We start from the raw sequence: 26,990 nt of genomic DNA, 5'->3' as shown, positions 1-26,990 counted from the left end.
CCTGCTCGACGACCAACTGAAGAAGCCTGACGCGGCTCGGAATAGGTGACGCACCGATGAGTAACGAAGCCAAGCTCCGCGATTACCTGAAGCGGGCCACGACCGATCTGCGCCAGGCCAACGAGCGGCTGTCCGAGCTCGAGGCCAGGACCCACGAGCCCATCGCCATCGTGGGGATGGCCTGCCGCTACCCGGGCGACGTGCGCTCGCCCGAGGACCTGTGGCTTCTGGTCGCCGAGGGCGGCGACGCGGTCACCGGGCTTCCCGAGAACCGGGGTTGGGACCTCGAAGCGCTCTACGACCCCGACCCGACCCGCCCCGGCACGAGTTATGTGCGCGAGGGCGGGTTCCTGCACGACGCCGACGCGTTCGACGCGGAGTTCTTCGGGATCTCGCCGCGCGAGGCCCTGGCGATGGACCCGCAGCAGCGGCTCCTTCTGGAGACCTCGTGGGAGGTGCTCGAACGCGCCGGGATCCCCGCGCACTCCCTCGCGGGCAGCGACACGGGCGTGTTCGTCGGCGCCGCCGCCTCCGGATACGGCGTCGCGGGGCGGCCGATCGAGGCCGTCGAGGGCTATGCGATGACCGGCAAGGCCACCAGCGTCATCTCGGGCCGCGTCGCCTACACCCTGGGCCTCGAAGGCCCCGCGGTGACCGTGGACACGGCGTGCTCGTCGTCGCTCGTGGCGCTGCACCTGGCCGTGCGGGCGCTGCGCAACGGCGAGTGCGCGCTGGCCCTCGCGGGCGGCGTCACCGTGCTGCCGACGCCCGAGAGTTTCATCGAGTTCAGCCGCCAGCGCGGGCTCGCCGCCGACGGCCGCTGCAAGGCGTTCGCCGCCTCGGCCGACGGCACGGGCTGGGCCGAGGGCGCGGGCGTGCTGCTGGTGGAGCGGCTGTCCGACGCCGAACGCCTCGGGCACCCGGTGCTCGCGGTGATCAGGGGTTCGGCGATCAACCAGGACGGGGCGTCCAACGGGCTGACCGCGCCCAGCGGCCCCTCCCAGCGGCGCGTCATCCGCCAGGCCCTCTCCGACGCGGGCCTGGCCTCCAACCAGGTCGACGTGGTGGAGGCGCACGGCACGGGCACGTCGCTCGGCGACCCCATCGAGGCGGAGGCCCTGCTCGCCACCTATGGGCAGGGCCGCGCGCCCGAACGGCCGCTGTGGCTGGGCTCGTTCAAGTCCAACATCGGCCATGCCCAGTGGGCGGCGGGCGTCGGCGGCGTCATCAAGATGGTGATGGCGTTGCGGCACGGGGTGCTGCCGGGGACGCTGCATGTGGACGAGCCGTCGCCGCATGTGGACTGGTCGGCTGGGGCCGTCGAGCTGTTGACGGAGGCGCGGGAGTGGCCGGAGACGGGGCGTCCGCGCCGGGCGGGTGTGTCGTCGTTCGGGATCAGCGGCACCAACGCGCATCTGATCCTGGAGGAGGCGCCCGAGCCCGAGGCCGCTTCCTCCCCGGGGGCGGGCGTCGTCGGTGGCGTGGTGCCGTGGGTGGTCTCGGCGCGTGGCGAGGCGGCGCTGGCCGAACAGGTGGCGCGGCTCGGGGAGTTGGGCTCCTCGCCCGTCGAGGTGGGCTGGTCCCTGCTGTCCTCGCGCTCGGTTCTCGAGGACCGGGCGGTGGTGCTGGACGGCTCGCCCGAGCCGGTCACCGGGCGGGTGCTGGACGGCGCGGGGCGCGCGGTGTTCGTGTTCCCGGGGCAGGGGGCGCAGTGGTCGGGGATGGCCCTCGAACTGGCCGATGCCTTCCCGGTGTTCCGTGCGGCGTTGGAGGAGTGCGCGGCGGCGCTGGCCGAGTTCGTGGAGTGGGATTTCTGGGCCGAGCTCGACGGTGATCTCGCGCGGGTGGATGTGGTGCAGCCGCTGTCCTGGGCGGTGATGGTGTCGTTGGCGCGGCTGTGGGAGTGGCTGGGGGTCAGGCCATCGGCCGTCGTGGGGCATTCACAGGGCGAGGTGGCGGCCGCCGTGGTGGCGGGCGCGTTGTCGCTCGACGACGGTGCGCGGGTGGTGGCGTTGCGCAGCGCGTTGATCGGTGAACGCCTGGCGGGGCGTGGCGGGATGGTGTCGGTCGCGGTGGGTGCGGGGGAGGCCGAGGAGAGCCTGAGTCCGTTCGGGGGTCTTTCGGTCGCTGCGGTCAACGGGCCCTCGTCCACGGTGGTGGCGGGTGATCCGGCCGCGCTGGAGGCGTGGATGGGCGCGTGTGAGGAGCGTGGTTGGCGGGTGCGGCGGATCGCGGTGGACTACGCGTCGCACACGGCTCATGTGGACGATATCGCCGAGGAGTTGACCGGGATCCTGGCCGCCGTGGCCCCGGTGGCGTCGAGGGTGCCGTTCTACTCGACGGTGGACGCGGCGCCGATCGACACCACGGCGCTGGACGCGGCGTACTGGACGCGGAATCTGCGCAGCACGGTGCGTTTTGAGGAGACCGTCGAGGCGTTGATCGACGATGGCTTCTGCTCCTTTGTCGAGTCAAGTGCCCACGCGGTGCTGGCCGTGGGGCTGACCGAGACCATCGACGCGGTCGGGGCCGAGGCCGTCGTGGTGGGCTCGCTGCGGCGCAACGAGGGCGGGGCGGCGCGCTTTCTCACCTCCGCGGCCGAGGCGTTTGTCCATGGCGTGCCCGTGGACTGGGCCCGCCTCTTCCCGGAGAACGTTGCCCAAGTGGAGCTGCCCACCTATCCGTTCCAGCGCCGCCGCTACTGGCTCGCGCCGGACAGCGGCGCGGGGGATGTGTCGGCGGCGGGGCTTGTGGCGGCCGAACATCCGTTGCTGGGCGCGGCGGTGGCGATGGCGTCGGCGGACGAGGTGCTGTTCACGGGCAGGCTGTCGCTGCGCACCCACCCATGGCTGGCCGACCACCGCGTCGGTGACACCGTGCTGCTGCCCGGAACGGCCTTTGTGGAGCTGGCCGTTCGCGCCGGGGACGAGGTCGGCTGCGGGCGGGTCGAGGAGATCACCCTTCAGACCCCGCTCATCCTCCCCGCCCAGGGCAGCGCCCTGCTCCAGATGTCCGTGGGCGCCGCGGACGACGAGGGCCGCCGCGCCGTCACCGTGCACTCCCGCCCCGGCGACGCCACGGGCGACGAGCCCTGGCTCCCGCACGCCACCGGCGTGCTGGCCCCCGACGAGCCCGACGCCGAGCCGTTCGACGCCACCGCCTGGCCGCCCCAGGGCGCCGAGGCCATGGACCTCGACGGGCTCTACGACGGGCTGCTCGACCAGGGCTACGGCTATGGCCCGGTCTTCCGCGGGCTGCGCGCCGCGTGGCGCTCGGGGGACACGGTGTTCGCCGAGGTCGCCCTGCCCGAGGGGACCGACGCGGGCGGCTTCGCCCTGCACCCCGCGCTGCTCGACGCCGCCCTGCACGGCTGGCTCGCCGCCGGACGGGCCGAACGGGCCGAAGGGACCGCCGCGTCGGCCACCCGGCTGCCGTTCGCATGGGGCGGGGTCTCCCTCCACGCCATCGGCGCCGCCGCCCTCAGGGTGCGGCTTTCCCCGCTGGGCGATGACGAGATCGCCGTCGAGGCGGCCGATGCCTCGGGCGCGCCCGTCGCCTCCGTGCGCTCCCTGACGATGCGCGCGATCGCGGCCGAGAGCCTGCGCCCCTCCGCCGCGGGCGCCGACGCCCTCTTCGCGCTCGACTGGGTCCCCGTCGCCACCGAGGCCGCGCCCGACACCGCCGCATGGGCCGTCATCGGCGACGCCGAAGGGCTGCTCGACGGCGTCGCGGGCGGCGAGCGCTTCGCCGATGTCGCCGCGCTGCGCGGGGAGTTGGACGGGGGCGCGGCGGCTCCCGACGTCGCCGTGCACGTCCTGGCCGCCGACGAGGGGGACGACATGGTGGGCGCCGTCCACCGCGGCGTCGCCCACGCGCTGGCCGAGGTGCGCGCGTGGCTGGCCGACGAACGGCTCGCCGACGCCCGCCTGGTGGTCGTGGCCCGGGGCGCGGGCAGCGGGGCGAGCCTGACGGCCGCCGCCGCCTGGGGCCTGCTGCGCTCCGCGCAGAGCGAGCAGCCCGACCGCCTCGTCCTGGTCGACCTCGACCCGGCCGACGAAGGCGAGGCCGACGGCGCCGCGCTCGCCGCGCTGCCCGCCGCCGCGGCGCTCGGACTCGCCGGGCACGAGCCCCAACTGCGGCTCTCCGGCGGCCGCGTGCTGGCCCCGCGCCTCGCGCGCCCCGGCGTGAGCGGCGCCCTGGTGCCGCCCGTGGGCGCGCCCTGGTGCCTGGACACGGTGCGCGCGGGAACGTTCGAGAACCTGGCGCTGCTGCCCCGCCCCGAGGCCGCCGCGCCCCTGGACGAGGGGCAGGTCAGGGTCGCCGTGCGGGCCGCGGGGCTCAACTTCCGCGATGTCCTCATCGGGCTCGGCATGGCCCCTGGACAGACCGGCATGGGCGGCGAGATCGCGGGCGTGGTCGCCGAAGTCGGCCCCGGCGTCGGCCGGTTCGCGCCCGGCGACCCGGTGCTCGGCGTGGTCGACGCGGGGTTCGGCCTCGGCCCGCTCGCGATCACCGACGAGCGGCGGCTCGCGCGCCTGCCCGACGGCTGGTCGTTCGCGTCGGGCGCCGCGACGCCGTCCGCGTTCCTCACCGCCTTCTTCGGCCTGGTCGAGCTGGGCGGGCTGCGCGCGGGCGAGCGCGTCCTCGTGCACGCCGCCGCGGGCGGCGTCGGCATGGCGGCCGTGCGGCTCGCCAGGCAGCTGGGCGCCGAGGTGTTCGGCACGGCGAGCGAGGGCAAGTGGGACGCCCTGCGCGAACTCGGCCTCGACGACGACCACATCGCGTCCTCGCGCACGCTGGACTTCGAGGAGAAGTTCCGGCGCGTCACGGGCGGCGCCGGGATGGATGTCGTCCTCGACTCCCTCGCCGGGGAGTTCGTCGACGCGTCGCTGCGGCTCCTGCCGCGCGGCGGGCGCTTCCTCGAGATGGGCAAGACCGACATCCGCGACGCGGAACGGGTCGCCCATGACCACCCGGGCGTCGCCTACCAGGCGTATGACCTCAAGTCGGCGGGCCCCGAACGCGTCGAGCGCATGCTCGCCGTCGTCATGGGCCTCTTCCACGAGGGCGTCATCGAGCCGCTGCCCACCACCGAGTGGGACGTGCGGCGCGCGCCCGAGGCGTTCCGCTTCATGAGCCAGGCCAGGCACACCGGCAAGATCGTGCTGCGCATGCCGCCCACCCTCGACCCCGATGGCACCGTGCTCCTCACCGGCGGCACCGGAACGCTCGGCGCCCATGTGGCGCGGCACCTGGTCACCCGGCACGGGGTGCGGCACCTGCTGCTGGCCAGCAGGCGGGGGCCCGCCGCGCCGGGGGCCGCCGCCCTCATCGACGAGCTCACCGAGCTCGGCGCCAGGGTGGCCGTCGCCGCGTGCGACACCGGGGACCGCGAGGCCGTCGCCACGCTGCTCGGCGGCATCGACGAGGCCCACCCGCTGACCGCCGTCGTCCACGCCGCCGGGCTCCTCGACGACGCGGTCATCGGCACCATGACCGACGAGCAGCTGTCCCGCGTGCTGCGCTCCAAGGTCGACGCCGCGTGGCACCTCCACGAGCTGACGCGCGGCCACGACCTCGCCGCGTTCGTCCTGTTCTCCTCCGCCGCGGGCGTCATCGGCGGCCCGGGCCAGGGCAACTACGCGGCGGCCAACGCGTTCCTCGACGCGCTCGCCGCCCGCCGCCGCGCCGAAGGCCTGCCCGCGCAGTCCCTCGCGTGGGGCCTGTGGGCCGAGGGCAGCGGCATGACCGGGCACCTCGACGAGGCCGACCTGGCGCGCATGGCGCGCGGCGGCGTCCTGCCCGTCGCGTCCGAGCAGGGGCTCGCCCTGTTCGACGCGGCCACCGCGCTCGACGAGCCCGTCGTCCTCCCCGTCCGCCTCGACCTGGCCGCCCTGCGGGCGCTCGCCGCCCAGGGCGGCCCGCCCCCCGTCTTCCGCGGCCTGGTGCGCGGCGCGCCCGGCGCCCGCCGCTCCGCCGCCACCGGCACGGGCGCGGGCGAGTCGTCGCTCGTGCGGCGCCTGCTCGGGCTGCCCGAGGCCGACCGCGAACGCGCCCTGGTCGACCTCGTCCGCACCCACGCGTCCGCCGTGCTCGGCCATGGCGCGGGCGAGGCCGTCGACGTCAACCGGGGCTTCAAGGACCTCGGCTTCGACTCCCTCACCGCCGTCGAGCTGCGCAACCGCCTCCACGCCGCCACCGGGCTGCGGCTGCGCGCCACCCTCGTCTTCGACCACCCCACGCCCGCCGCCCTCGCCCGCCATCTGCGGGACGAACTCCTGGGCGCCGAGGGCCCCGAGGGCGCGGAGAACGCCGAGGACACGCAGGGCACCCCGGCCGCGGGCGGCGACGAGCCGATCGCCATCGTGGCGATGGCCTGCCGCCTCCCCGGCGATGTGCGCACGCCCGAGGACCTGTGGCGCCTCGTCGCCGAGGGCGGCGACGCCATCACCGGGCTGCCCGCCAATCGGGGCTGGGACCTCGAAGCCCTCTACGACCCCGACCCGACCCGCCCCGGCACCAGCTATGTCACCGAGGGCGGATTCGTCCACGACGCCGACGCGTTCGACGCCGAGTTCTTCGGGATCTCGCCGCGCGAGGCCCTGGCGATGGACCCGCAGCAGCGGCTGCTCCTCGAGACCTCGTGGGAGCTGTTCGAGCGCGCGGGCATTGCCACCGAGGCGCTGCGCGGCAGCCGCACCGGCGTGTTCGCGGGCCTCATCGCCCAGGGCTACGCCCCGCCCGCCCACCTCATCCCCGAGGAGCTTGAGGGCTATCTCGGCACGGGCAACACCACCAGCGTCGGCTCGGGCCGCGTCGCCTACACCTTCGGCCTCGAAGGCCCCGCGGTGACCGTGGACACGGCGTGCTCGTCGTCGCTCGTGGCGCTGCACCTGGCCGTGCGGGCGCTGCGCAACGGCGAGTGCGCGATGGCCGTCGCGGGCGGCGCCACCGTGGTCGCCGAGCCCAGCTGGCTCATCGACTTCAGCCGCCAGCGCGGGCTCGCCGTCGACGGCCGCTCCAAGGCGTTCGCCGCGTCGGCCGACGGGCTCGGGCCCGCCGAGGGCGTGGGCCTGGTGCTGGTGGAGCGGCTGTCCGACGCCGAACGCCTCGGGCACCCGGTGCTGGCGGTGATCCGTGGCTCGGCGATCAACCAGGACGGGGCGTCCAACGGGCTCACCGCGCCCAGCGGCCCCTCCCAGGAGCGCGTCATCCGCCAGGCCCTCGCCGACGCGCGCCTCCGCGTCGACGACGTGGACGCGGTCGAGGCGCATGGCACGGGCACCGCGCTCGGCGACCCCATCGAGGCCCAGGCGCTCCAGGCCGTCTACGGCACGGACCGCGACGCCGAACGGCCGTTGTGGCTGGGGTCGTTGAAGTCCAACATCGGCCACACCCAGGCCGCCGCGGGCATCGCCGGGGTGCTCAAGATGGTGATGGCGCTGCGGCACGGGGTGCTGCCGAGGACGCTGCATGTGGATGAGCCGTCGCCGCACGTCGACTGGTCGGCGGGGGCGGTCGAGCTGCTGACCGAGGCGCGGGAGTGGCCGGAGACGGGGCGTCCGCGCCGGGCGGGTGTGTCGTCGTTCGGGATCAGCGGCACCAACGCGCATCTGATCCTGGAGCAGGCGCCCGAGCCGGAGCCCGTTGCCGTCGGGGAGACCGAGGTCATCGGCGGGGTCGTGCCGTGGGTGGTCTCGGCGCGTGGCGAGGCGGCGCTGGCCGAACAGGTGGCGCGGCTTGGGGAGTTGGGCTCCTCGTCCGTCGAGGTCGGCTGGTCCCTGCTGTCGGGTCGCTCGCTGCTCGACGATCGGGCCGTGGTGCTCGACGGATCCGGCGAGCCGATCATCGGCCGCGCGGGCGCCGAGACCGGCGCGGTGTTCGTCTTCCCCGGGCAGGGGGCGCAGTGGTCGGGGATGGCCCTTGAACTGGCTGATGCCTTCCCGGTGTTCCGTGCGGCGTTGGAGGAGTGCGCGGCGGCGCTGGCCGAGTTCGTGGAGTGGGACTTCTGGGCCGAGCTCAACGGCGACCTCGCGCGGGTGGATGTCGTGCAGCCGCTGTCGTGGGCCGTGATGGTGTCGCTGGCGCGGCTGTGGGAGTGGCTGGGCGTCAGGCCCTCTGCCGTCGTGGGGCATTCACAGGGTGAGGTGGCGGCCGCCGTGGTGGCGGGCGGGCTGTCCCTCGACGACGGTGCGCGGGTGGTGGCGTTGCGCAGCGCGTTGATCGGTCAACGCCTGGCCGGGCGTGGCGGGATGGTGTCGGTCGCGGTGGGCGCGGGGGAGGCCGAGGAGAGCCTGAGTCCGTTCGGGGGTCTTTCGGTCGCGGCGGTCAACGGGCCCTCGTCCACCGTGGTGGCGGGGGATCCTGAGGCGCTGGACGCGTGGATGGGCGCGTGTGAGGAGCGTGGTTGGCGGGTGCGGCGGATCGCGGTGGACTACGCGTCGCACACGGCTCATGTGGACGATATCGCCGAGGAGTTGACGGAGAGGCTGGCCGCCGTGGCCCCGGTGGCGTCGCGGGTGCCGTTCTATTCGACGGTGGACGCGGCGCCGATCGACACCACGGCGCTGGACGCGGCGTACTGGACGCGGAATCTGCGGAGCACGGTCCGTTTTGAGGAGACCGTCGAGGCGCTGCTCCGGGACGGCCATGGCTGCTTCGTGGAGTCGAGCGCCCATCCCGTGCTGGCCGTGGGGCTGACCGAGACGGTCGACGCGGCCGCGGCCGAGGCCGTCGTGGTGGGTTCGCTGCGGCGGAACGAGGGCGGGGCGGCGCGTTTCCTCACCTCCGCGGCCGAGGCGTTTGTCCGTGGCGTGCCCGTGGACTGGGCCCGGCTCTTCCCCGAGAACGTCGGCCGGGTCGAGCTGCCCACCTATCCGTTCCAGCGCCGCCGCTACTGGCTCGAAGTGGCCGCCGACGCGGACCGCGACGAGCTGCCGGGCGACGAGGTCGAGCGGCGCTTCTGGGACGCCGTCGAGCGCGAGGACCTGCAATCCCTCGCCACCACCCTGGAGTTCGACGACGACCGGCTGCGCGATGTGCTGCCCGCCCTGTCGTCATGGCGCCGCCGCAGGCGCGAGCGTTCCACGCTGGACTCCTGGCGCTACCGCGTCACCTGGCGCCCCCGGGTCGGCGGCGCCCCCGCCGCCCTCACCGGGACCTGGCTCCTGATCGCCCCCGCCGCACCGGCCGCCGCCCCCTGGGCCGAGGCCGTCGAACGCGCCCTGCTCGCCGCGGGCTGCCGCGTGCTCGCGCGCCCCGTCGACACCGGCGGCGCCGACCGCGCGTCGTTCACCGCGCTGGTCGACGAGGCCACCGTCGAGGCGGGCGCCCCGCTCGCCGGGGTGCTGTCCCTCCTCGCCCTCGACGACGACCCGGTGACCGGTCACCCGGCCGTCACCCGCGGCCACGCCGCGTCCCTCGCCCTGATCCAGGCCCTCATCGACACGCCGGACACCGGGCCCCTGTGGTGCGCCACCCGGCGCGCCGTCTCCACCGGGGAGCGCGAGCCCGCGCTCAGCGCCGACCAGGCCACGCTGTGGGGCCTCGGCCGCGTCGTCGCCCTCGAACAGCCGGGCCTGTGGGGCGGGTTGGTCGACCTCCCCGAAGAGCCCGACGAGCGGGCCCTCGCCCGGCTCGCCGGAGTCGTCGCGGGCGCCGACGGCGAGGACCAGGTGGCCCTCCGCGCCTCCGGCGCGCTGGTCCGCCGCATCGTGCGCGCCCCGCTCGGCGACGCCAGGCCCGTGCGCTCCTGGACGCCCGACGGCACCACCCTGATCACCGGGGGCACCGGCGGGCTCGGCGCCCAGGTCGCCCGCTGGGCGGCCCGCAACGGCGCCGAGCACCTGCTGCTGCTCAGCCGCCGCGGCCCCGAGGCCCCTGGCGCGGCCGAACTCGCCGATGAGCTGCGGGAGTCGGGCGCCGAGGTCACCCTGGTGCCCTGCGACGTCGCCGACCGCGACGCCCTGGCCGCCGTCATCGCCGACATCCCCGCCGACCGCCCGCTGCGCACCGTCGTCCACACCGCCGCCACCCTCGACGACGGCATCGTGGACTCCCTGACCGTCGAACGCCTCGACCGGGTGCTGCGGGTCAAGGCCCAGGGCGCCGTCCATCTCCATGAGCTGACACGGGAGTCGGAGCTTTCGGCGTTCGTGCTGTTCTCGTCGTTCTCCGCCGTCTTCGGCGTCCCGGGGCTCGGCAACTACGCCCCCGGCAACGCGTTCCTCGAGGCGCTCGCCGAACAGCGCCGCGCCGAAGGGCTGCCCGCCACCGCCGTCTCCTGGGGCATCTGGGCCGGTGCGGGCATGGCCGAGGGCAGCGTCGGCGAACGCGCCAGGCGCCATGGCGTCCACCCCATGGACCCCGAGACCGCCACCGTCGCGCTCGGCCAGGCCCTCGACCACGACGACACGACCATCGGCCTCATGGAGGTCGGCTGGGAGCGGTTCTCCGTCATCTTCACCTCCGAGCGGCCCAGTCGCCTCATGGACGAGGTGCCCGAGGCGCGCCGCGCGCTCGCCGCGGCCGAGGCCGCCCCCGAGGCGGGCGCGGGCGAGGACGCCACGGGCCTCGCCGCCCGGCTGCGCGACCTGTCCGACGCCGAACGGGAGCGGCGGCTCACCGAGTTGGTGGCCAGCAACGCCGCCGGGGTGCTCGGCCTGGCCGCCGCCCCCGACCCCACCAGGCCGTTCAGGGCGATCGGGTTCGACTCGCTCACCGCCGTCGAGCTGCGGAACCGGCTCAACTCCCTCACCGGGCTCCGCCTTCCCGCCACCCTCGTCTTCGACCACCCCACGCCCGCCACCCTGGCCCGCCACCTGCGGGACGAGCTCCTGGGCGCGGCCGAGGCGGACGACACCCCCGCGCGCCCCGTGCCGGGCGCGGCCGACGACGACCCCGTGGTCATCGTCGGCATGGCCTGCCGCTACCCGGGCGGGGTGCGCTCGCCCGAGGACCTGTGGCGGCTCGCCGACGAGGGCGGCGACGTCATCTCGCCACTGCCGACGAACCGCGGCTGGCGCGTGTCCGACCTCTACGACCCCGACCCCGACGCGGCGGGCAGGACCTATGTCGAGAAGGGCGGATTCCTGCACGACGCCGACGAGTTCGACCCGGCGTTCTTCGGGATCTCGCCGCGCGAGGCCCTGGCGATGGACCCGCAGCAGCGGCTCCTCCTGGAGACCTCGTGGGAGGCCATCGAGCGCGCGGGCATCGACCCGGCGTCCCTGAAGGGCACGCCGGTCGGCGTCTTCACCGGGATGACCCACCACGACTACGGCCACGGCGCCTCCCACGACGCCCACGGCATCGAGGGCTACCAGGCCACCGGCACCATCGCCGCGGTCGCCTCGGGCCGCATCGCCTACACCCTGGGCCTCGAAGGCCCCGCCGTCACCATCGACACGGCCTGCTCGTCCTCGCTCGTGGCGCTGCACCTGGCCGCGCAGGCGCTGCGCAACGGCGAGTGCTCCCTGGCGCTCGCGGGCGGCGTCACCGTGATGCCGTCGCCGTCGGCGCTCGTCGTGTTCAGCCGCCAGCGCGCCCTGGCGCGCGACGGCCGCTGCAAGGCGTTCGCCGCGTCCGCCGACGGCTTCGCGGTCGGCGAGGGCGCGGGCATGCTGCTGGTCGAGCGGCTGTCCGACGCCCGCCGCCTCGGGCACCGGGTCCTGGCCGTCGTCAAGGGCTCGGCCGTCAACCAGGACGGCGCGTCCAACGGCCTCACCGCCCCCAATGGCCCCTCCCAACAGCGCGTCATCGGGCGGGCGTTGGCCAACGCGGGGGTCACGCCGCACGACATCGACGCCGTCGAGGCGCACGGCACGGGCACCGCGCTCGGCGACCCCATCGAGGCCCAGGCCCTTCTCGCCACCTACGGCAGGAACAGGGACGTCGAACGGCCCCTGTGGCTCGGCTCGATCAAGTCCAACATCGGCCACACCCAGGCCGCCGCGGGCGCCGCGGGCCTCATCAAGATGGTCATGGCCATGCGCCACGGCGTGCTGCCCAGGACCCTGCACGTGGACGAGCCGTCCCCGCACGTCGACTGGTCGTCGGGCGGCGTCGAGCTGCTGACCGAGCCCCGCGCGTGGCCCGAGACGGGAAGGGCCCGCAGGGCGGCCGTCTCGGCGTTCGGCATCAGCGGCACCAACGCCCATGTGATCCTCGAACAACCGGAGCCCGCCCAGGAGTTGGCGGAGGCGTCGGCCGGGGCGCCGGGCGGGATCACCGGTGGCGTCGTGCCCTGGGTGGTCTCGGGCCACGGCGGCGACGCGCTCCGCGACCAGGCCGCGCGCCTGCGGGCCGCGCTCGACGCCGCCCCCCACCCGGACAACGACGCCGACCCGCTCGCCGTCGGCGCGTCCCTGCTGTCGGCGCGTTCCCTGCTCGGGCACCGCGCCGTGGTCCTCGGGACCGGCCGCGCCTCGCTGCTCGACGGCCTCGACACCGTCGCCTCCGGCGCCTCGGCCCCCGCCGTCGTCGTGGGCCAGGTCGCCGAGACCGCGTCCCGCACGGCGTTCGTCTTTCCTGGCCAGGGCGCGCAGTGGGCCGGGATGGCCCTCGAACTGGCCGACGCCTTCCCGGCGTTCCGCGCCGCGATGGACGCGTGCGCCGAGGCGCTGCGGCCCTTTGTCGCATGGGACCTGTGGGAGGAGCTGGCCACCCCGACGGAGCGGCTCGACGTGATCCAGCCGCTCTGCTGGGCCGTGATGGTCTCCCTCGCCCGGCTGTGGGAGTGGCTCGGCGTCGCGCCCGACGCCGTCGTGGGCCACTCCCAGGGCGAGATCGCCGCCGCCGTGATCGCGGGCGGCCTCTCCCTCGACGACGGCGCGCTCGTCGTCGCGCGGCGCAGCGCGCTGCTGGCGCGGCGGCTCGCCGGGCGCGGCGGCATGGCGTCCGCCGCGGTCCCCGCCGACCAGGTCGCCGCGAGCCTGGCCGCCTGGGAGGGCCGCCTGTCCGTCGCGGTGATCAACGGCCCGGCCGCCACGGTCGTCTCGGGCGACCCCGACGCGCTCGAGGCGTGGATGGCCGCGGCCGATGAGCGCGGCTGGCGCGTGCGCCGCGTCGCGGTGGACTGCGCCAGCCACTCCGCGCAGGTCGACGACATCGCCGACGAACTCGCCGAGATCCTGGCCCCGGTGGCGCCCCGCTCCTCGCGCGTCCCGTTCTACTCGACCGTGGACGCCGCCCCGATGGACACCGCGGGCCTCGACGCCGCCTACTGGGTGCGGAACATGCGCGAGACCGTGCGCTTCCGCGACACCGTGGACGTGCTCATCGCCGAGGGCCACGGCCGGTTCATCGAGGCCAGCGCCCACCCCGTGCTGTCCCCCGGGCTCGCCGAGACCGTGGAGGCCGCGGGCGGCGAGGCCGTCGTGGTGGGCTCGCTGCGGCGCGACGAGGGCGGCGCCCCGCGCTTCCTCACGTCCGTGGCCGAGGCGTTCGTGGGCGGCGTCCCGGTGGACTGGGCGCGGCTCTTCCCCGAGCGGACCCCGCGCGTCGACCTGCCCACGTCCGCGTTCCAGCGGCAGCGCTACTGGCTGGAGGCCGCCGAGGGCGCCCCGTCCGGCGCGGACGGCGCCTCCGACGTGGACGCCCGCTTCTGGGCCGCCGTCGAGGAGGAGAACGCCGAAGTCCTCGCCGAGGCACTGGAGTTCGACGGCGAGGGGCTGAGCGCCGTGCTGCCCGCGCTGTCCTCGTGGCGGCGCCGCCAGCGCGAGCGGGCCTCGCTCGACGCCTGGGCCTACCGCACCGCGTGGCACCCCGTCGCCGGGACCGCCCCCGCCCTCGACGGCGTGTGGCTCCTCGCCGTCCCCGCGCGGCGCGCCGACCACCCCTGGGCCGAGGGCGCCGAGCGCGCCCTGCGCGACCACGGCGCCGACGTCGTCCGGCTGGCCGTCGACCCGGCCGCCGACCGCGCCACGCTCGCGACGCTCCTCGGCGGCACGCTGACCGACACCCCCCTGGTCAGCGGCGTGCTCTCGCTGCTCGCCCTCGACGACGCCCCGGTCCCCGCCGCCCCGGCCCAGTCGGCGGGGACGCTGGGCAACCTGGCGCTCCTCCAGGCCATGGGCGACATCGCCCTGCTCGCCCCGCTGTGGTGCGCCACGAGCGGCGCCGTCGCCACGGGCCCTGGGGACCGCCTCGACTCCCCGGCGCAGGCGATGACCTGGGGCCTCGGCCGCGCCGCGGCCTCCGAGCACCCCCGCCGCTGGGGCGGCCTCGTCGACCTGCCCGCGAGCCCCGACGAGCCGGGCGCCGCGCCCGGGCTCGCCGCCGCGCTCACCGGGGCGGGACCCGCGGGCGAGGAGGACCAGGTGGCGGTGCGCCCGGGCGCCGGGCTCCTCGCCGCCCGCCTCGAACGCGCCACCCGCCCCGGCGGCCCGCTGCCCGCCGAGTGGCGGCCGTCCCGCGGCACGGTCCTGATCACCGGCGGAACGGGCGCGCTCGGCGGCCACATCGCCCACTGGCTGGCCCGCGCGGGCGCCGAGCACCTGCTGCTGGTCGGGCGCCGGGGCCCCGAGGCGCCAGGCGCGGCCGAACTGGCCGCCGAGCTCGAGGCGTTGGGCACCCGCGTCACCGTCGCCCGGTGCGATGTCGCGGACCGTGCCGCGCTGGCCGAGCTGCTCGACGCGATCCCCGCCGAGCTGCCGCTGACCGCCGTCTTCCACACCGCGGCCGTGCTCGACGACACCTTGCTCGACGCGCTCACGCCCGAGAGCATGAACACGGTCGCCGCCGCCAAGGCCCTGGCCGCGCACCACCTCCACGAGCTGACCGCCGGGGCCGAGCTGACGGCGTTCGTGCTGTTCTCGTCGTTCGCCGGGACCGTCCCCAACGTCGGCCAGGGCAACTACGCCGCGGCCAACGCCTATCTGGACGCCCTCGCCCTGCACAGGCGCGCGGCCGGGCTCCCCGCCCTGTCCGTTCCGTGGGGCCACTGGGGCGGCGCCGGTGCCGTCGCGGGCGAGGTCGGCGAACGGCTCAGCTCCGACGGCGTCCCGCCCATGGAGCCCGCCCTCGCCGTCGCGGGCCTGGCCCGCGCGCTCGCCGACGGCGAACGGCTGCTCGCCATCGTCGACATCGACTGGTCGCGCGTCGCCCCGCTGTCCGTGGGCGCCCGCCCGCACCCGTTGATCACCGGCGTGCCCGAGGCACTCCAGGCCCTCGACGCGGCCCGCGCCCGCGAGGCCGACGACGCGCGCGCGGGCACCGACCTGGCCAAGCGCCTCGCCGACCTGAGCGACGCCGAACGCGACCGCGAGCTGATCGCGCTGGTGCGCTCGCTGGCCGCCACCTCACTCGGCCACGCCGACGTGGACGCGGTGCCGGGCGGAAGGTCGTTCAAGGACCTCGGCTTCGACTCGATCGCGGCCGTCGACCTGCGCAACCGCCTGGGCGCCGTCACCGGGACACGGCTGTCCGCCTCCGTGGTGTTCGACCACCCCAACGCCACGGCCCTCGCCCGCCACCTCAAGACCCAGCTCGTGGGCGAGGACGAGGCGCCCGCGCTCCCCGCGCTCGGCGAGCTCGAACGCCTCGAAGCGGCCCTCGCCGGGATCTCCCCGCACGAGACGGAGACGCGCCGCAGGATCGGCGCCAGGCTCCAGGTGCTCATGACGAAGTGGCACGACGCGGAGCGGACCGCCCCCGCGCGGGCGGCCTCGGGCGACGAGCTCGACACCGCGTCCGACGACGAGCTGTTCGACCTGCTCGACGACGAGCTCGAAGCGCCGTGACCCCCGCGCCCCCGAAGACCACCGCGCCGCCCGCGCCCGCGCCGACCCAGCCACTCCGTCACCCATAGGTGGGCCAGATGAACAACGAAGTCAAGCTCCGGGACTATCTGAAGCGCGCGACCGCCGACCTCCGCAAGGCCCGCGCGCGCGTGCGCGAGCTGGAGGAGAACGAGCCGATCGCCATCGTCGGCATGGCCTGCCGCCACCCCGGCGGGGTCACCTCGCCCGACGGCCTGTGGCGGCTGCTCGCCGAGGGCGGCGACGCCATCACCGAGCTGCCCCTTGACCGCGGCTGGGACGTCGGCACCGAGGGCCACCGGGGCGGCTTCGTCGACGACGTCATGGACTTCGACGCCGAGCTGTTCGGCATCTCGCCGCGCGAGGCCCTGGCGATGGACCCGCAGCAGCGTCAACTCCTGGAAACCGCGTGGGAGGCGTTCGAGCGCGCGGGCATCGACGCCACCACCCTGCACGGCAGCCGCACCGGCGTCTTCATGGGCGCCGCCAACCTCGGCTACCTCGCCGGGCCCCGCGACTTCCCCGCCGACGTCGAGGGCTATGTGGCCACCGGCAGCGCGGTCAGCGTCGCCTCGGGCCGCCTGTCCTACACGTTCGGCCTCGAAGGGCCCGCGCTCACCGTCGACACCGCCTGCTCGTCGTCGCTGGTGGCGCTGCACCTGGCCGTGCGGGCGCTGCGCGGCGGCGAGTGCCCGCTCGCGCTGGTCGGCGGCGTGTCCGTGCTGCCCGACACGCGCCTCTTCGACGAGTTCGGCAAGCAGGGCGCGCTGTCCCCCGACGGCCGCTCCCGGGCGTTCGGCGCGGGCGCGGGCGGCACGGGCTGGGCCGAGGGCGTCGGCATGCTGCTGGTGGAGCGGCTGTCCGACGCCCGGCGCAACGGCCGCCGCGTCCTCGCCGTCGTCCGCGGCTCCGCCGTCAACCAGGACGGCGCGTCCAACGGCCTCACCGCCCCCCGCGGCCCGGCCCAACGCGCCGTGATCACCCAGGCGTTGGAGAACGCCCGCGTCTCCGCCGACCAGGTCGACGCCGTCGAGGCGCACGGCACGGGCACGTCGCTCGGCGACCCCATCGAGGCCAACGCCCTGATGGACACCTACGGCAGGGAGCGCCCCGAAGGCCGCCCGCTGTGGCTCGGCGCCGTCAAGTCGAACGTCGGGCACAGCCTCGCCGCCGCCGGCATCACCGGCGTCATCAAGATGGTTCTCGCGCTGGGGAACGAGACGCTGCCGAGGACCCTCCACGTGGACGAGCCGTCCCCCGAGATCGACTGGTCGTCCGGCACGGTCGCGCTGCTCGGCGAGCCCGTGCCCTGGCCGGTGGGCGAACGCGTCCGCCGCGCGGGCGTCTCGGCCTTCGGGATCAGCGGCACCAACGCCCATGTGATCCTGGAGGAGGCCCCGCTCGGGCCGCCCGCGGAGCCCGCCGAGTCCGCCGACGAGGAGACGGACGACGGCGCCACCGCCGAGGCCGCGCCCGCCGAGGCGCCGTCGCTGCCGCTCGTTCCGCTGCTGGTCTCCGGGCGCGGCGAGCCCGCGCTGCGCGCCCAGGCCGCCAGGCTGCGGGAGTTCCTTCAGAGCGAGGAGAGCCAGGAGGGCCGGGGGGCGCCCGCCCTCGCCGATGTCGCGCACGCCGCCGCGACGGGCCGCGCCGCCCTCGACCGGCGCGGCGTCGTCCTCGCCGCCGACCACGAGAGCGCCGTGGCGGGGCTGCGCGCCATCGAGGAGGGCGCCCAGGCCGCGGGCGTCGTCTCGGGGGCGGTCCACGCCAAGGGCCCCGAGGACCTGCTCGCGGTCCTGTTCACCGGGCAGGGCGCCCAGCGGCTCGGCATGGGCCGCGAACTCTCCGCCGCCTTCCCGGTGTTCGCCCGCGCCCTCGACGAGGTGTGCGCGCATCTTGACCCCCTGCTCGAACGGCCGCTGCGCGACGTCATGTTCGCCGACGACGACCCCGAAGGCACCCTCGACCGCACCGCCTGGACCCAGACCGCGCTGTTCGCCTTCGAGGTGGCCCTCTACCGCCTCGTCGAGTCCTGGGGCCTGCGCCCCGACCACGTCGCCGGGCACTCGGTCGGCGAGGTCGTCGCGGCCCATGTGGCGGGCGTGCTCCCCCTCCCCGACGCCTGCCGCCTGATCGCCGCACGGGGCCGCCTCATGCAGGCGCTCCCCGCGCGCGGCGCCATGGTCGCCGTCCAGGCGGGCGCGGAGGCCGTCGCCGCGACCCTCGCCGACCACGGCGGCGCGATCTCGATCGCCGCCGTCAACGGCCCCTCGTCCACCGTCGTCTCGGGCGACGAGGACGCGGTCCTCGCGCTCGCCGACGAGTGGACGCGGCGCGGCCACAAGACGCGGCGGCTGCGCGTCAGCCACGCCTTCCACTCGCCCCACATGGACGCCATGCTCGACGACTTCGCCGCCGAGCTGGCCGGGCTCACCTTCTCCGCGCCCACCATCCCCGTCGTCTCCAACGTCACGGGCGAGGTCGCCACCGCGGCGCAGCTCACCTCGCCCGCCTACTGGGTGCGGCACGTCCGCGAGGCGGTGCGCTTCGCCGACGGCGTGGAGTGGCTGGCCGCCGCGGGCGTGCGGACATTCCTCGAGCTCGGCCCCGCCGGGGTGCTCACCGCGATGGCCCGCGACTGCCTCGGGCCCGACTTCCAGGGCGCCGTCATCCCCTCGGCCCGCAAGGGCCGCCCCGAGGACGAGACGCTGCTCGAAGCGCTCGCCGCCGCGCACGTGAACGGCGTGGCCGTCGACTGGCGCGGCGTCTTCGGCGCCCCTCCCGCCCACCGCGTCGAGCTGCCCACCTACGCCTTCCAGCACCGGCGTTACTGGCTCCAGGCCCCACCCGTCCGCGGCGCGTCGGGCGAAGCGCCCGGCGAGGCCGAGCGCAGGTTCTGGGCCGCCGTCGAGCAGGAGAACGCCGAAGTCCTGGCCGAGGCACTGGAGTTGGACGGCGAGGGGCTACGCGCCGTGCTGCCCGCGCTGTCGTCGTGGCGCCGCCGCTCCCGCGAGCAGGCACTCCTCGACTCCTGGTACTACCGCGTCGCCTGGCGGCCCGTCACCGTCCCCAGGCGGCCCCGACTCACCGGCACCTGGCTGGCGTTCCTGCCCGCCGACGCCGAAGGGCACCCGCTCGTCGCGGCGTTGGAGGAACGCGGCGCGCGCGTCCTGCCGCTGGTGGTCGACCCGGCGGCCGAGGGCCGCGAGGAGCTGGCGAGGACGCTCATCCCCGCGCTCGTCGACGCGGGTGACGACCTCGCGGGCGCCGTCTCCCTGCTCGGCCTCGGCGCGGAACCCGAGGGCCGGAGCCTCGCCGCGTCGCTCGCGCGCCCCACCGTGGACGCCATGACCCTGGTCCAGGCCCTCGCCGACATCGGCGCCGCCGCGCCGCTGTGGTGGCTCACCAGGGGCGCGGTGTCCACGGGGGCCCCCGACGACCCCGCCGTGGACGCCGCACGCGCCCAGCTGTGGGGCCTCGGACCCGTCGTGCGCGCCGAGTACCCGGCGCTGTGGGGCGGCCTGCTCGACCTTCCCGAGACCCTGGACGAGCGCGCCGCCGAACGGTGCGTTGCCGCGCTCGCGGCGGCCGAGGGCGAGGACCAGCTCGCGGTGCGCTCCTCCGGCGTCCTGGCGCGCCGCCTGCGCCGCGCCCCGCTGGGCGAGCGCGCGGCCGAGCGCGCGTGGACCCCCCGCGGCACGGTCCTGATCACCGGGGGAACGGGCGCGCTCGGCGGCCATGTGGCGCGCCGCCTCGCCCGCGAGGGCGCCGAGCACCTGCTGCTGGTCAGCCGCCGCGGCCCGCAGGCCCCGGGCGCGGCCGATCTTGCCGCCGAGCTCGAGGCGTTGGGCGCCAGGGTGACCGTCGCCTCGTGCGACATCGGCGACCGCGACGACGTGGCGCGGCTGCTGGCGTCGCTGCCGGACGACCGCCCGCTGACCGCCGTCCTGCACACCGCCGCCGTCCTCGACGACGGCGTCATCGACGCGCTGACCCCCGAGCGCGTCGAGGCCAGCCTGCGCGTCAAGGCGCTCGGCGCCGTGCACCTGGACGAGCTGACCCGCGACCTCGACCTGTCGGCGTTCGTCCTGTTCTCCTCCGTGGCCGCCACCTTCGGCGGCCCTGGCCTCGGCAACTACACCCCGGGCAACGCGTTCCTCGACGCGCTCGCCGCCCGCCGCCGCGCCGCGGGGCTGCCCGCCACCTCCATCGCCTGGGGCACCTGGGGCGGCGGCGGCATGGCCGACGAGGCGATCGCGGGCCGCGCCGCCAACCTCGGCATGACCACCATGGACCCCGACACCGCGTCGGCCGCGCTGCGCCAGGCGGTCGAGCACGACGAGACGTTCCTGGTGGTGAGCCCGGTCCTGTGGGACCGCGTGGCCTCCGCGATCGCCGCGGGCGGCCCGGGCGCGCTGCTCGCCGAGATCCCCGAGGTCGCCGCCGCGCTCGCCGCGGGCGCCGAGGATCCTGGCGGCCCCACGGGGGAGGCGGCGACGGGCCTGCGCGCCCGCCTGGCCGCCACCCCGCCCGACGAGCGCGCCGACCTCCTGCTGCGGCAGACCATGGAACAGGCCGCGCTGGTCCTCGGCCATCGCGACCCGGCCGCGCTCTCCCCGCGGAACGCGTTCGGCGACCTGGGCTTCGACTCCCTGACCGCCGTCGAGCTGCGCAACCGGCTCAACGCCCTCACCGGGCTCAGCCTTTCGCCCACCCTCGTCTTCGACTACCCCACCCCCACCCACCTGGTCGCCCACCTTCTCGACCAACTCACCGAGAGCACCGCCGCGTCGGCGACCCCCGCGACCCCCGCCCTCGTCCCCGTCCGCGACGACGAGCCGATCGCCATCGTCGGCATGGCCTGCCGCTTCCCCGGCGGCGTCGCCTCGCCCGACGACCTGTGGCGTCTTGTCGCCGAGGGCCGCGACGCCATGACCGGCTTCCCGACCGACCGCGGCTGGGACGTCGACTCCCTCTACCACCCCGACCCCGAGCACATCGGCACCAGCTACACGCGATACGGCGGATTCGTCGAGGGCGTGGGCGAGTTCGACGCCGAGTTCTTCGGGATCTCGCCGCGCGAGGCCCTGGCGATGGACCCGCAGCAGCGGCTCCTCCTCGAGACCTCGTGGGAGGCCATCGAGCGCGCGGGCATCGCCCCGTCCTCGCTCAAGGGCAGCGACACGGGCGTGTTCGTCGGCGTCGCCTCGTGCGGCTACGCCGCGGGCGGCGGGCGGCTCGCCGACGAGCTCGAGGGCTACGCCGTCACGGGCGTCGCCACCAGCGTCGCCTCGGGCCGCGTCGCCTACACCTTCGGCTTCGAGGGCCCCGCGGTGACCGTGGAGACGGCCTGCTCCTCCTCGCTCGTGGCGCTGCACCAGGCCGTGGGCGCGCTGCGGCGCGGCGAGTGCTCCCTCGCCGTCACCGGCGGCGTCAACGTGATGGCCACCCCGGCCGGGTTCATCGAGTTCAGCCGCCAGCGCGGGCTCGCCGCCGACGGCCGCTGCAAGGCGTACGCGGCGGGCGCGGACGGCACGGGCTGGTCCGAGGGCGCGGGCGTGCTGCTCGTGGAGCGGCTGTCCGACGCCGAACGCCTCGGGCACCCGGTGCTGGCGGTGATCCGTGGCTCGGCGATCAACCAGGACGGGGCGTCCAACGGGCTCACCGCCCCCAATGGCCCCTCCCAACAGCGCGTCATCGCCCAGGCGTTGGCCAGCGCCGGGCTCACCCCCCACGACGTGGACGCCGTCGAAGGCCATGGCACGGGCACGTCCCTCGGCGACCCCATCGAGGCCCAGGCCCTCCTGGCCACCTATGGCCAGGGCCGCGCGCCCGAACGCCCCCTGTGGCTGGGGTCCGTCAAGTCCAACATCGGGCACAGCACCATCGCGGCCGGGGCTGCGGGCGTCATCAAGATGGTGATGGCGTTGCGGCACGGGGTGCTGCCGAGGACGCTGCATGTGGATGAGCCGTCGCCGCATGTGGACTGGTCGGCTGGGGCGGTCGAGCTGTTGACGGAGGCGCGGGAGTGGCCGGACGCGGGGCGTCCGCGCCGGGCGGGTGTGTCGTCGTTCGGCATGAGCGGCACCAACGCGCATCTGATCCTGGAGCAGGCGCCCGAGCCTGAGGCCGTTGCCGTCGGGGAGGCCGAGGTCATCGGCGGGGTCGTGCCGTGGGTGGTCTCGGCGCGTGGTGAGGCGGCGCTGGCCGAACAGGTGGCGCGGCTCGGGGAGTTGGGCTCCTCGCCCGTCGAGGTGGGCTGGTCCCTGCTGTCGGGTCGCTCGCTGCTCGACGACCGGGCCGTGGTGCTCGAAGGGTCAGGCGAGCCGATCATCGGCCGCGCGCTGGACAGCGCCCGACGGCCCGTCTTCGTGTTCCCGGGGCAGGGGGCGCAGTGGTCGGGGATGGCCCTTGAACTGGCCGATGTCTTCCCGGTGTTCCGTGCGGCGTTGGAGGAGTGCGCGACGGCGCTGGCCGAGTTCGTGGACTGGGACTTCTGGGCCGAGCTCAACGGCGACCTGGCGCGCGTCGACATCGTGCAGCCGCTGTCCTGGGCCGTGATGGTGTCGCTCGCCCGGCTGTGGGAGTGGCTGGGGGTCAGGCCCTCGGCCGTCGTGGGGCATTCACAGGGCGAGGTGGCGGCCGCCGTGGTGGCGGGCGCGTTGTCGCTCGACGATGGTGCGCGGGTGGTGGCGTTGCGCAGCGCGCTCATCGCTCAACGCCTCGCCGGGCGTGGCGGGATGGTGTCCGTCGCGGTGGACGCCGAGGCGGCGGCCGAGAGCGCCGCCCCCTGGGCCGAACGCCTCTCGGTCGCGGCGGTCAACGGTCCCTCGTCCACCGTGGTGGCGGGTGATCCTGAGGCGCTGGAGGCGTGGATGGGCGCGTGTGAGGAGCGTGGCTGGCGGGTGCGGCGGATCGCGGTGGACTACGCGTCGCACACGGCTCATGTGGACGATATCGCCGAGGAGTTGACGGAGAGGCTGGCCGCCGTGGCCCCGGTGGCGTCGAGGGTGCCGTTCTACTCGACGGTGGACGCGGCGCCGATCGACACCACGGCGCTGGACGCGGCGTACTGGACGCGGAATCTGCGCAGCACGGTCCGCTTCCAGGAGACCGTCGAGGCGCTGCTCCGGGACGGCCATGGCTGCTTCGTGGAGTCGAGCGCCCACGCGGTGCTGGCCGTTGGACTCACTGAGACCGTCGACGCGGTCGGGGCCGAGGCCGTTGTGGTGGGTTCGCTGCGGCGGAACGAGGGCGGGGCGGCGCGTTTTCTCACCTCGGCGGCCGAGGCGTTTGTCCATGGCGTGCCCGTGGACTGGGCGCGGCTCTTCCCTGAGGGCGTTGCCCGGGTGGAGCTGCCGACCTATCCGTTCCAGCGTCGCCGCTACTGGCTCTCGCCGGACAGCGGCGCGGGGGATGTGTCGGCGGCGGGTTTGGTGGCGGCCGAACATCCGTTGCTGGGAGCGGCGGTGGCGATGGCGTCGGCGGACGAGGTGCTGTTCACGGGCAGGCTGTCGCTGCGCACCCACCCATGGCTGGCCGACCACCGGGTCGGCGATGTGGTGCTGCTGCCCGGAACGGCCTTTGTGGAGCTGGCCGTTCGGGCGGGGGACGAGGTCGGCTGCGGGCGGGTCGAGGAGATCACCCTTCAGACCCCGCTCATCCTCCCCGCCCAGGGCGCCGCGCGCATCCAGGTCGTGGTCGAGGACCTCGACGGCTCGGGGCGCCGGGACTTCGCCGTGCACAGCCAGGTCGAGACCGACGCCACGGGCACCTCGGGCGCGGGCGAGTGGGTGTGCCACGCCATCGGCGTCCTCGCCCCCGTGGGCGCGACGGCCGATGACGCGGGCCTCGCCTCGTGGCCGCCGCGCGGCGCCGAGGCGATCGACGTGGGCGACATCTACGCCAGGTTCGACGAGGGCCAGCTTCGCTACGGCCCCGTCTTCCGCGGCCTGCGCGCCGCCTGGCGCACCGAGGACGCGGTGTTCGCCGAGGTCGCCCTCCCCGAGGGGACCGACGTGGGCGGCTTCGCGCTGCACCCCGCCCTCCTCGACGCGGCGCTGCACCCCAGCGCGCTCGTCGGCCTGTCCGCCGACGAGGGAAGGCCCCAACTCCCGTTCTCCTTCCGAGGCCTTGAGGTGCTGGCCACGGGCGCCACCACCCTGCGGGTGCGCATGACCCGCGCCGGGGACGACGCCATCTCCCTCACCGCCGCCGACGGAACGGGCCGCACCGTCGCCGTCGTCGACTCCCTCGCCGTGCGCCCGGTCGCCACCGAGAGCCTGCGCGAGACCCCCGCGGGCTCCGACGCGCTGTTCCGCGTCACCTGGGTGCCCCTCGCCCCTGGCGCCGCGGGGCCCGTCGCCGTCCTCGACGGCGCCGACGACCTCGCCGCCCTCGCCGAACGCGGCGTGCCCGAGCTGGTCGTCCATCCCGTCCCCGTGGGCCCCGACATCGCGGGGACCGTCAAGGACACGCTCGACCTGCTGCGCGCCTGGCTCGGCGACGACCGCTGCGCGGACGCCACGCTCGCCCTCGCCGTCCGTCGGGACCCGCTCCCACACGCGGCGGTCACCGGGCTTGTGCGCTCCGCCCAGAGCGAGAACCCCGGGCGTTTCGTCCTCGTGCACACGGGCCCCGAGCTTCCCTCGCCCGAGGAGATCGCCGCGGCCTTCGCCACCGGCGAGCCCGAACTTCGGCTCGCGGACGGCGGGTTGTCCGCCCCCAGGCTCGCCCGCGCCGCGTCGCCCGACGCGCTGCGGCCCCCGGCCGAGCCCGACTGGCGGCTCGCCGTGGGCGGCTCGACCGGCACGCTCGACGACCTCGCGCTGCTCCCGCGCCCCGAAGCGGACCGGCCCCTGGGCCCGCACGACGTCCGCGTCGCCGTGCGCGCCGCCGCGCTCAACTTCCGCGACGTGCTCATCGCCCTCGGCATGCTGCCCGACCGCGCCGCGCTCGTGCCGGGCGGCGAGGGCGCGGGCGTCATCACGGAGGTCGGCGCCCAGGTCACCGGACTCGCCCCAGGCGACCGGGTGTTCGGCCTGATGAAGGAGTGCATGGGCCCCACCGTGGTCACCGACCACCGGCTGGTGACCCCGCTGCTGCCCGGCTGGTCGTTCGAGGAGTCCGCCGCGCTCGGCGCCGTCTACCTCACCGCCTGGATGGGCCTGAGGGAATTGGGCAGGGTCGGCCCTGGCGACACCGTTCTCGTCCACGCGGGCGCGGGTGGCGTCGGCATGGCCGCCATCCAGCTGGCCCGCCACCTGGGCGCCGAGGTGTTCGCCACGGCGAGCGAGGGCAAGTGGGGCACCCTGCGCGAACTCGGCCTTGACGACGACCACATCGCGTCCTCGCGCACGCTCGACTTCCGCGACGCGTTCCTGGCCGCCACCGGGGGCCGGGGCGTCGACGTCGTGCTCAACTCCCTCTCAGGGGAGTTCATCGACGCCTCCCTCGCGCTCATGCCCAGGGGCGGGCGCTTCCTCGAGATGGGCAAGACCGATGTGCGCGACGCCGCCGACGTCGCCGCCGCGCACCCCGGCGTCGCCTACCGGCTGTTCGACCTCAACGACGCGAGCCACGAGCAGATCCAGGAGTGGCTCGCCGCACTCGTCGGCCTGTTCGGCGAAGGGGCGCTGAAGCGGCTCCCCGTCACCTGCTGGGACATCAGGCGCGCGCGTGAGGCGTTCCGCTTCATGAGCCAGGCCAAACACGTCGGCAAGGTCGTGCTGCGCGTCCCGCGCGGCTGGGACACCGGCGGCACGGTGCTCATCACCGGCGGCACGGGAACGCTCGGCTCGCTGGTCGCCACCCACCTGGCGGAACGCCACGGCGTGCGCCATCTGCTGCTGGCCAGCAGGCGCGGGCCCGCCGCCCAGGGCGTTCCCGAACTGGTCGAGAAGCTCAGGGAGTTGGGCGCGGAGCCCGAGGTGGTCGCGTGCGACGCGTCCGACCGGGACGCGCTGGCCGCGCTGCTGGCCGCGATCCCCGGGGAACGGCCGCTCACCGGCGTCGTGCACACCGCGGGCATCCTGGACGACGCCCTGATCGGCTCCCTCACCGGCGAGCAGGTCGACCGCGTCATCGCGGCCAAGGTCGACGCGGCGCTGCACCTGGACGAGCTGACCGCGGGCGCCGACCTGTCCGCGTTCGTGCTGTTCTCGTCGCTCGCGGGCGTCATGGGCGGCCCGGGGCAGGCCAACTACGCGGCCGCCAACACCGTGCTCGACGCCCTGGCCGAGCGCAGGGCCGCGCGCGGGCTGCCCGCCGTCTCCCTGGCCTGGGGCCTGTGGGAGGAGGCCAGCGGCATGACGGGCGACCTCGACCAGGGGCAGTGGGAGCGCATGGCCCGCACCGGCGTGCGGCTCCTGGGGTCCGACGAGGGCCTGGCCCTGCTCGACGAGACCCTGGCGGCCGTCCCCGAGCCCCTGGTCGCCCCCGCGCCCCTCGACCTGCGCGCCGTCCAGCGCCAGGCGGCATCGGGCGACGTCCCGCACAAGCTGCGCGGCCTGGTCCGCGCCCCCGCGCGCCGCAAGGCCGGGGCCGCCGTGGGCGCGTCGGCCGCCGACGGGCTGCGGGAGCGCCTGGCCGGGCTCACCGGGCGCGACAGGGAGCGGGCCATGGTCGACCTGGTCCGCGAGCACGCCGCCGCCGTGCTCGGCCACGCGGGACCCGAACAGGTCGGCCCCGACCGGCCGTTCCGCGAGGTCGGCTTCGACTCCCTGACCGGCGTCGAGCTGCGGAACCGGCTCAACGCGGCCACCGGGGTGCGGCTGCCCGCCACCGCCGTGTTCGACTACCCGACCCCGGCCGACCTGGCGGCGTTCCTCCTTCCCGAGGTCCTCCCCGATGTCGGGTCCGACGGCGCCGTCGGCGGGCCCGTTTCCGACCCGTTCGAGGAGGAGTTCCGCCGCGTCCTGGCGGAAATCCCGCTCGCGAGGTTCAAGGAGGCGGGGGTGCTGGGTATCCTCCAACGCCTCACCGGCGTGGGCGACGACCCCGGGGACCCGGGGGAGAGCGAGGACGAGCCCGCGTCCCTCGCCGAGATGGACGTCGCCGACCTCGTCAGCATGGCCCTGCGCAAGCCCAACTGACGCCGCTGACCAGGCGTTGCACGGCGCGCGCCACGCGTGCGCCACGGGGCGCGGACCGCAGCGGTCCGCGCCCCGCCCCGTCACCACCCCGGCCCGTCATGTCCACGCAACACACACCGGGCTGGGGTCTGGCCGGGGGGCG

Annotated in this window: 2 protein-coding genes; both read left to right on the top strand. The window is 75.8% G+C overall.

Annotated elements, in window-relative coordinates; genetic code table 11:
* Positions 1-26: 26 nt before the first annotated feature.
* The gene (locus D7318_RS33740; protein ID WP_408055456.1) at positions 27-15,740 is read left to right on the top strand and encodes a type I polyketide synthase; all 15,714 of its coding nucleotides are present in this window, start codon (positions 27-29) and stop codon (positions 15,738-15,740) included.
* A gap of 77 nt (positions 15,741-15,817) precedes the next feature.
* Positions 15,818-26,848, top strand: coding sequence for a type I polyketide synthase (locus D7318_RS07515; RefSeq protein WP_120696065.1), 11,031 nt, complete (start codon positions 15,818-15,820; stop codon positions 26,846-26,848).
* The last annotated feature ends 142 nt before the right edge of the window (positions 26,849-26,990 follow it).

Source organism: Streptomyces radicis (assembly GCF_003626575.1).
In the GTDB taxonomy this organism is placed as follows: domain Bacteria; phylum Actinomycetota; class Actinomycetes; order Streptomycetales; family Streptomycetaceae; genus Streptomyces; species Streptomyces radicis.
Note: the sequence above shows the minus strand (reverse complement) of the source record. Positions and strands in the feature narration are given on the sequence as shown.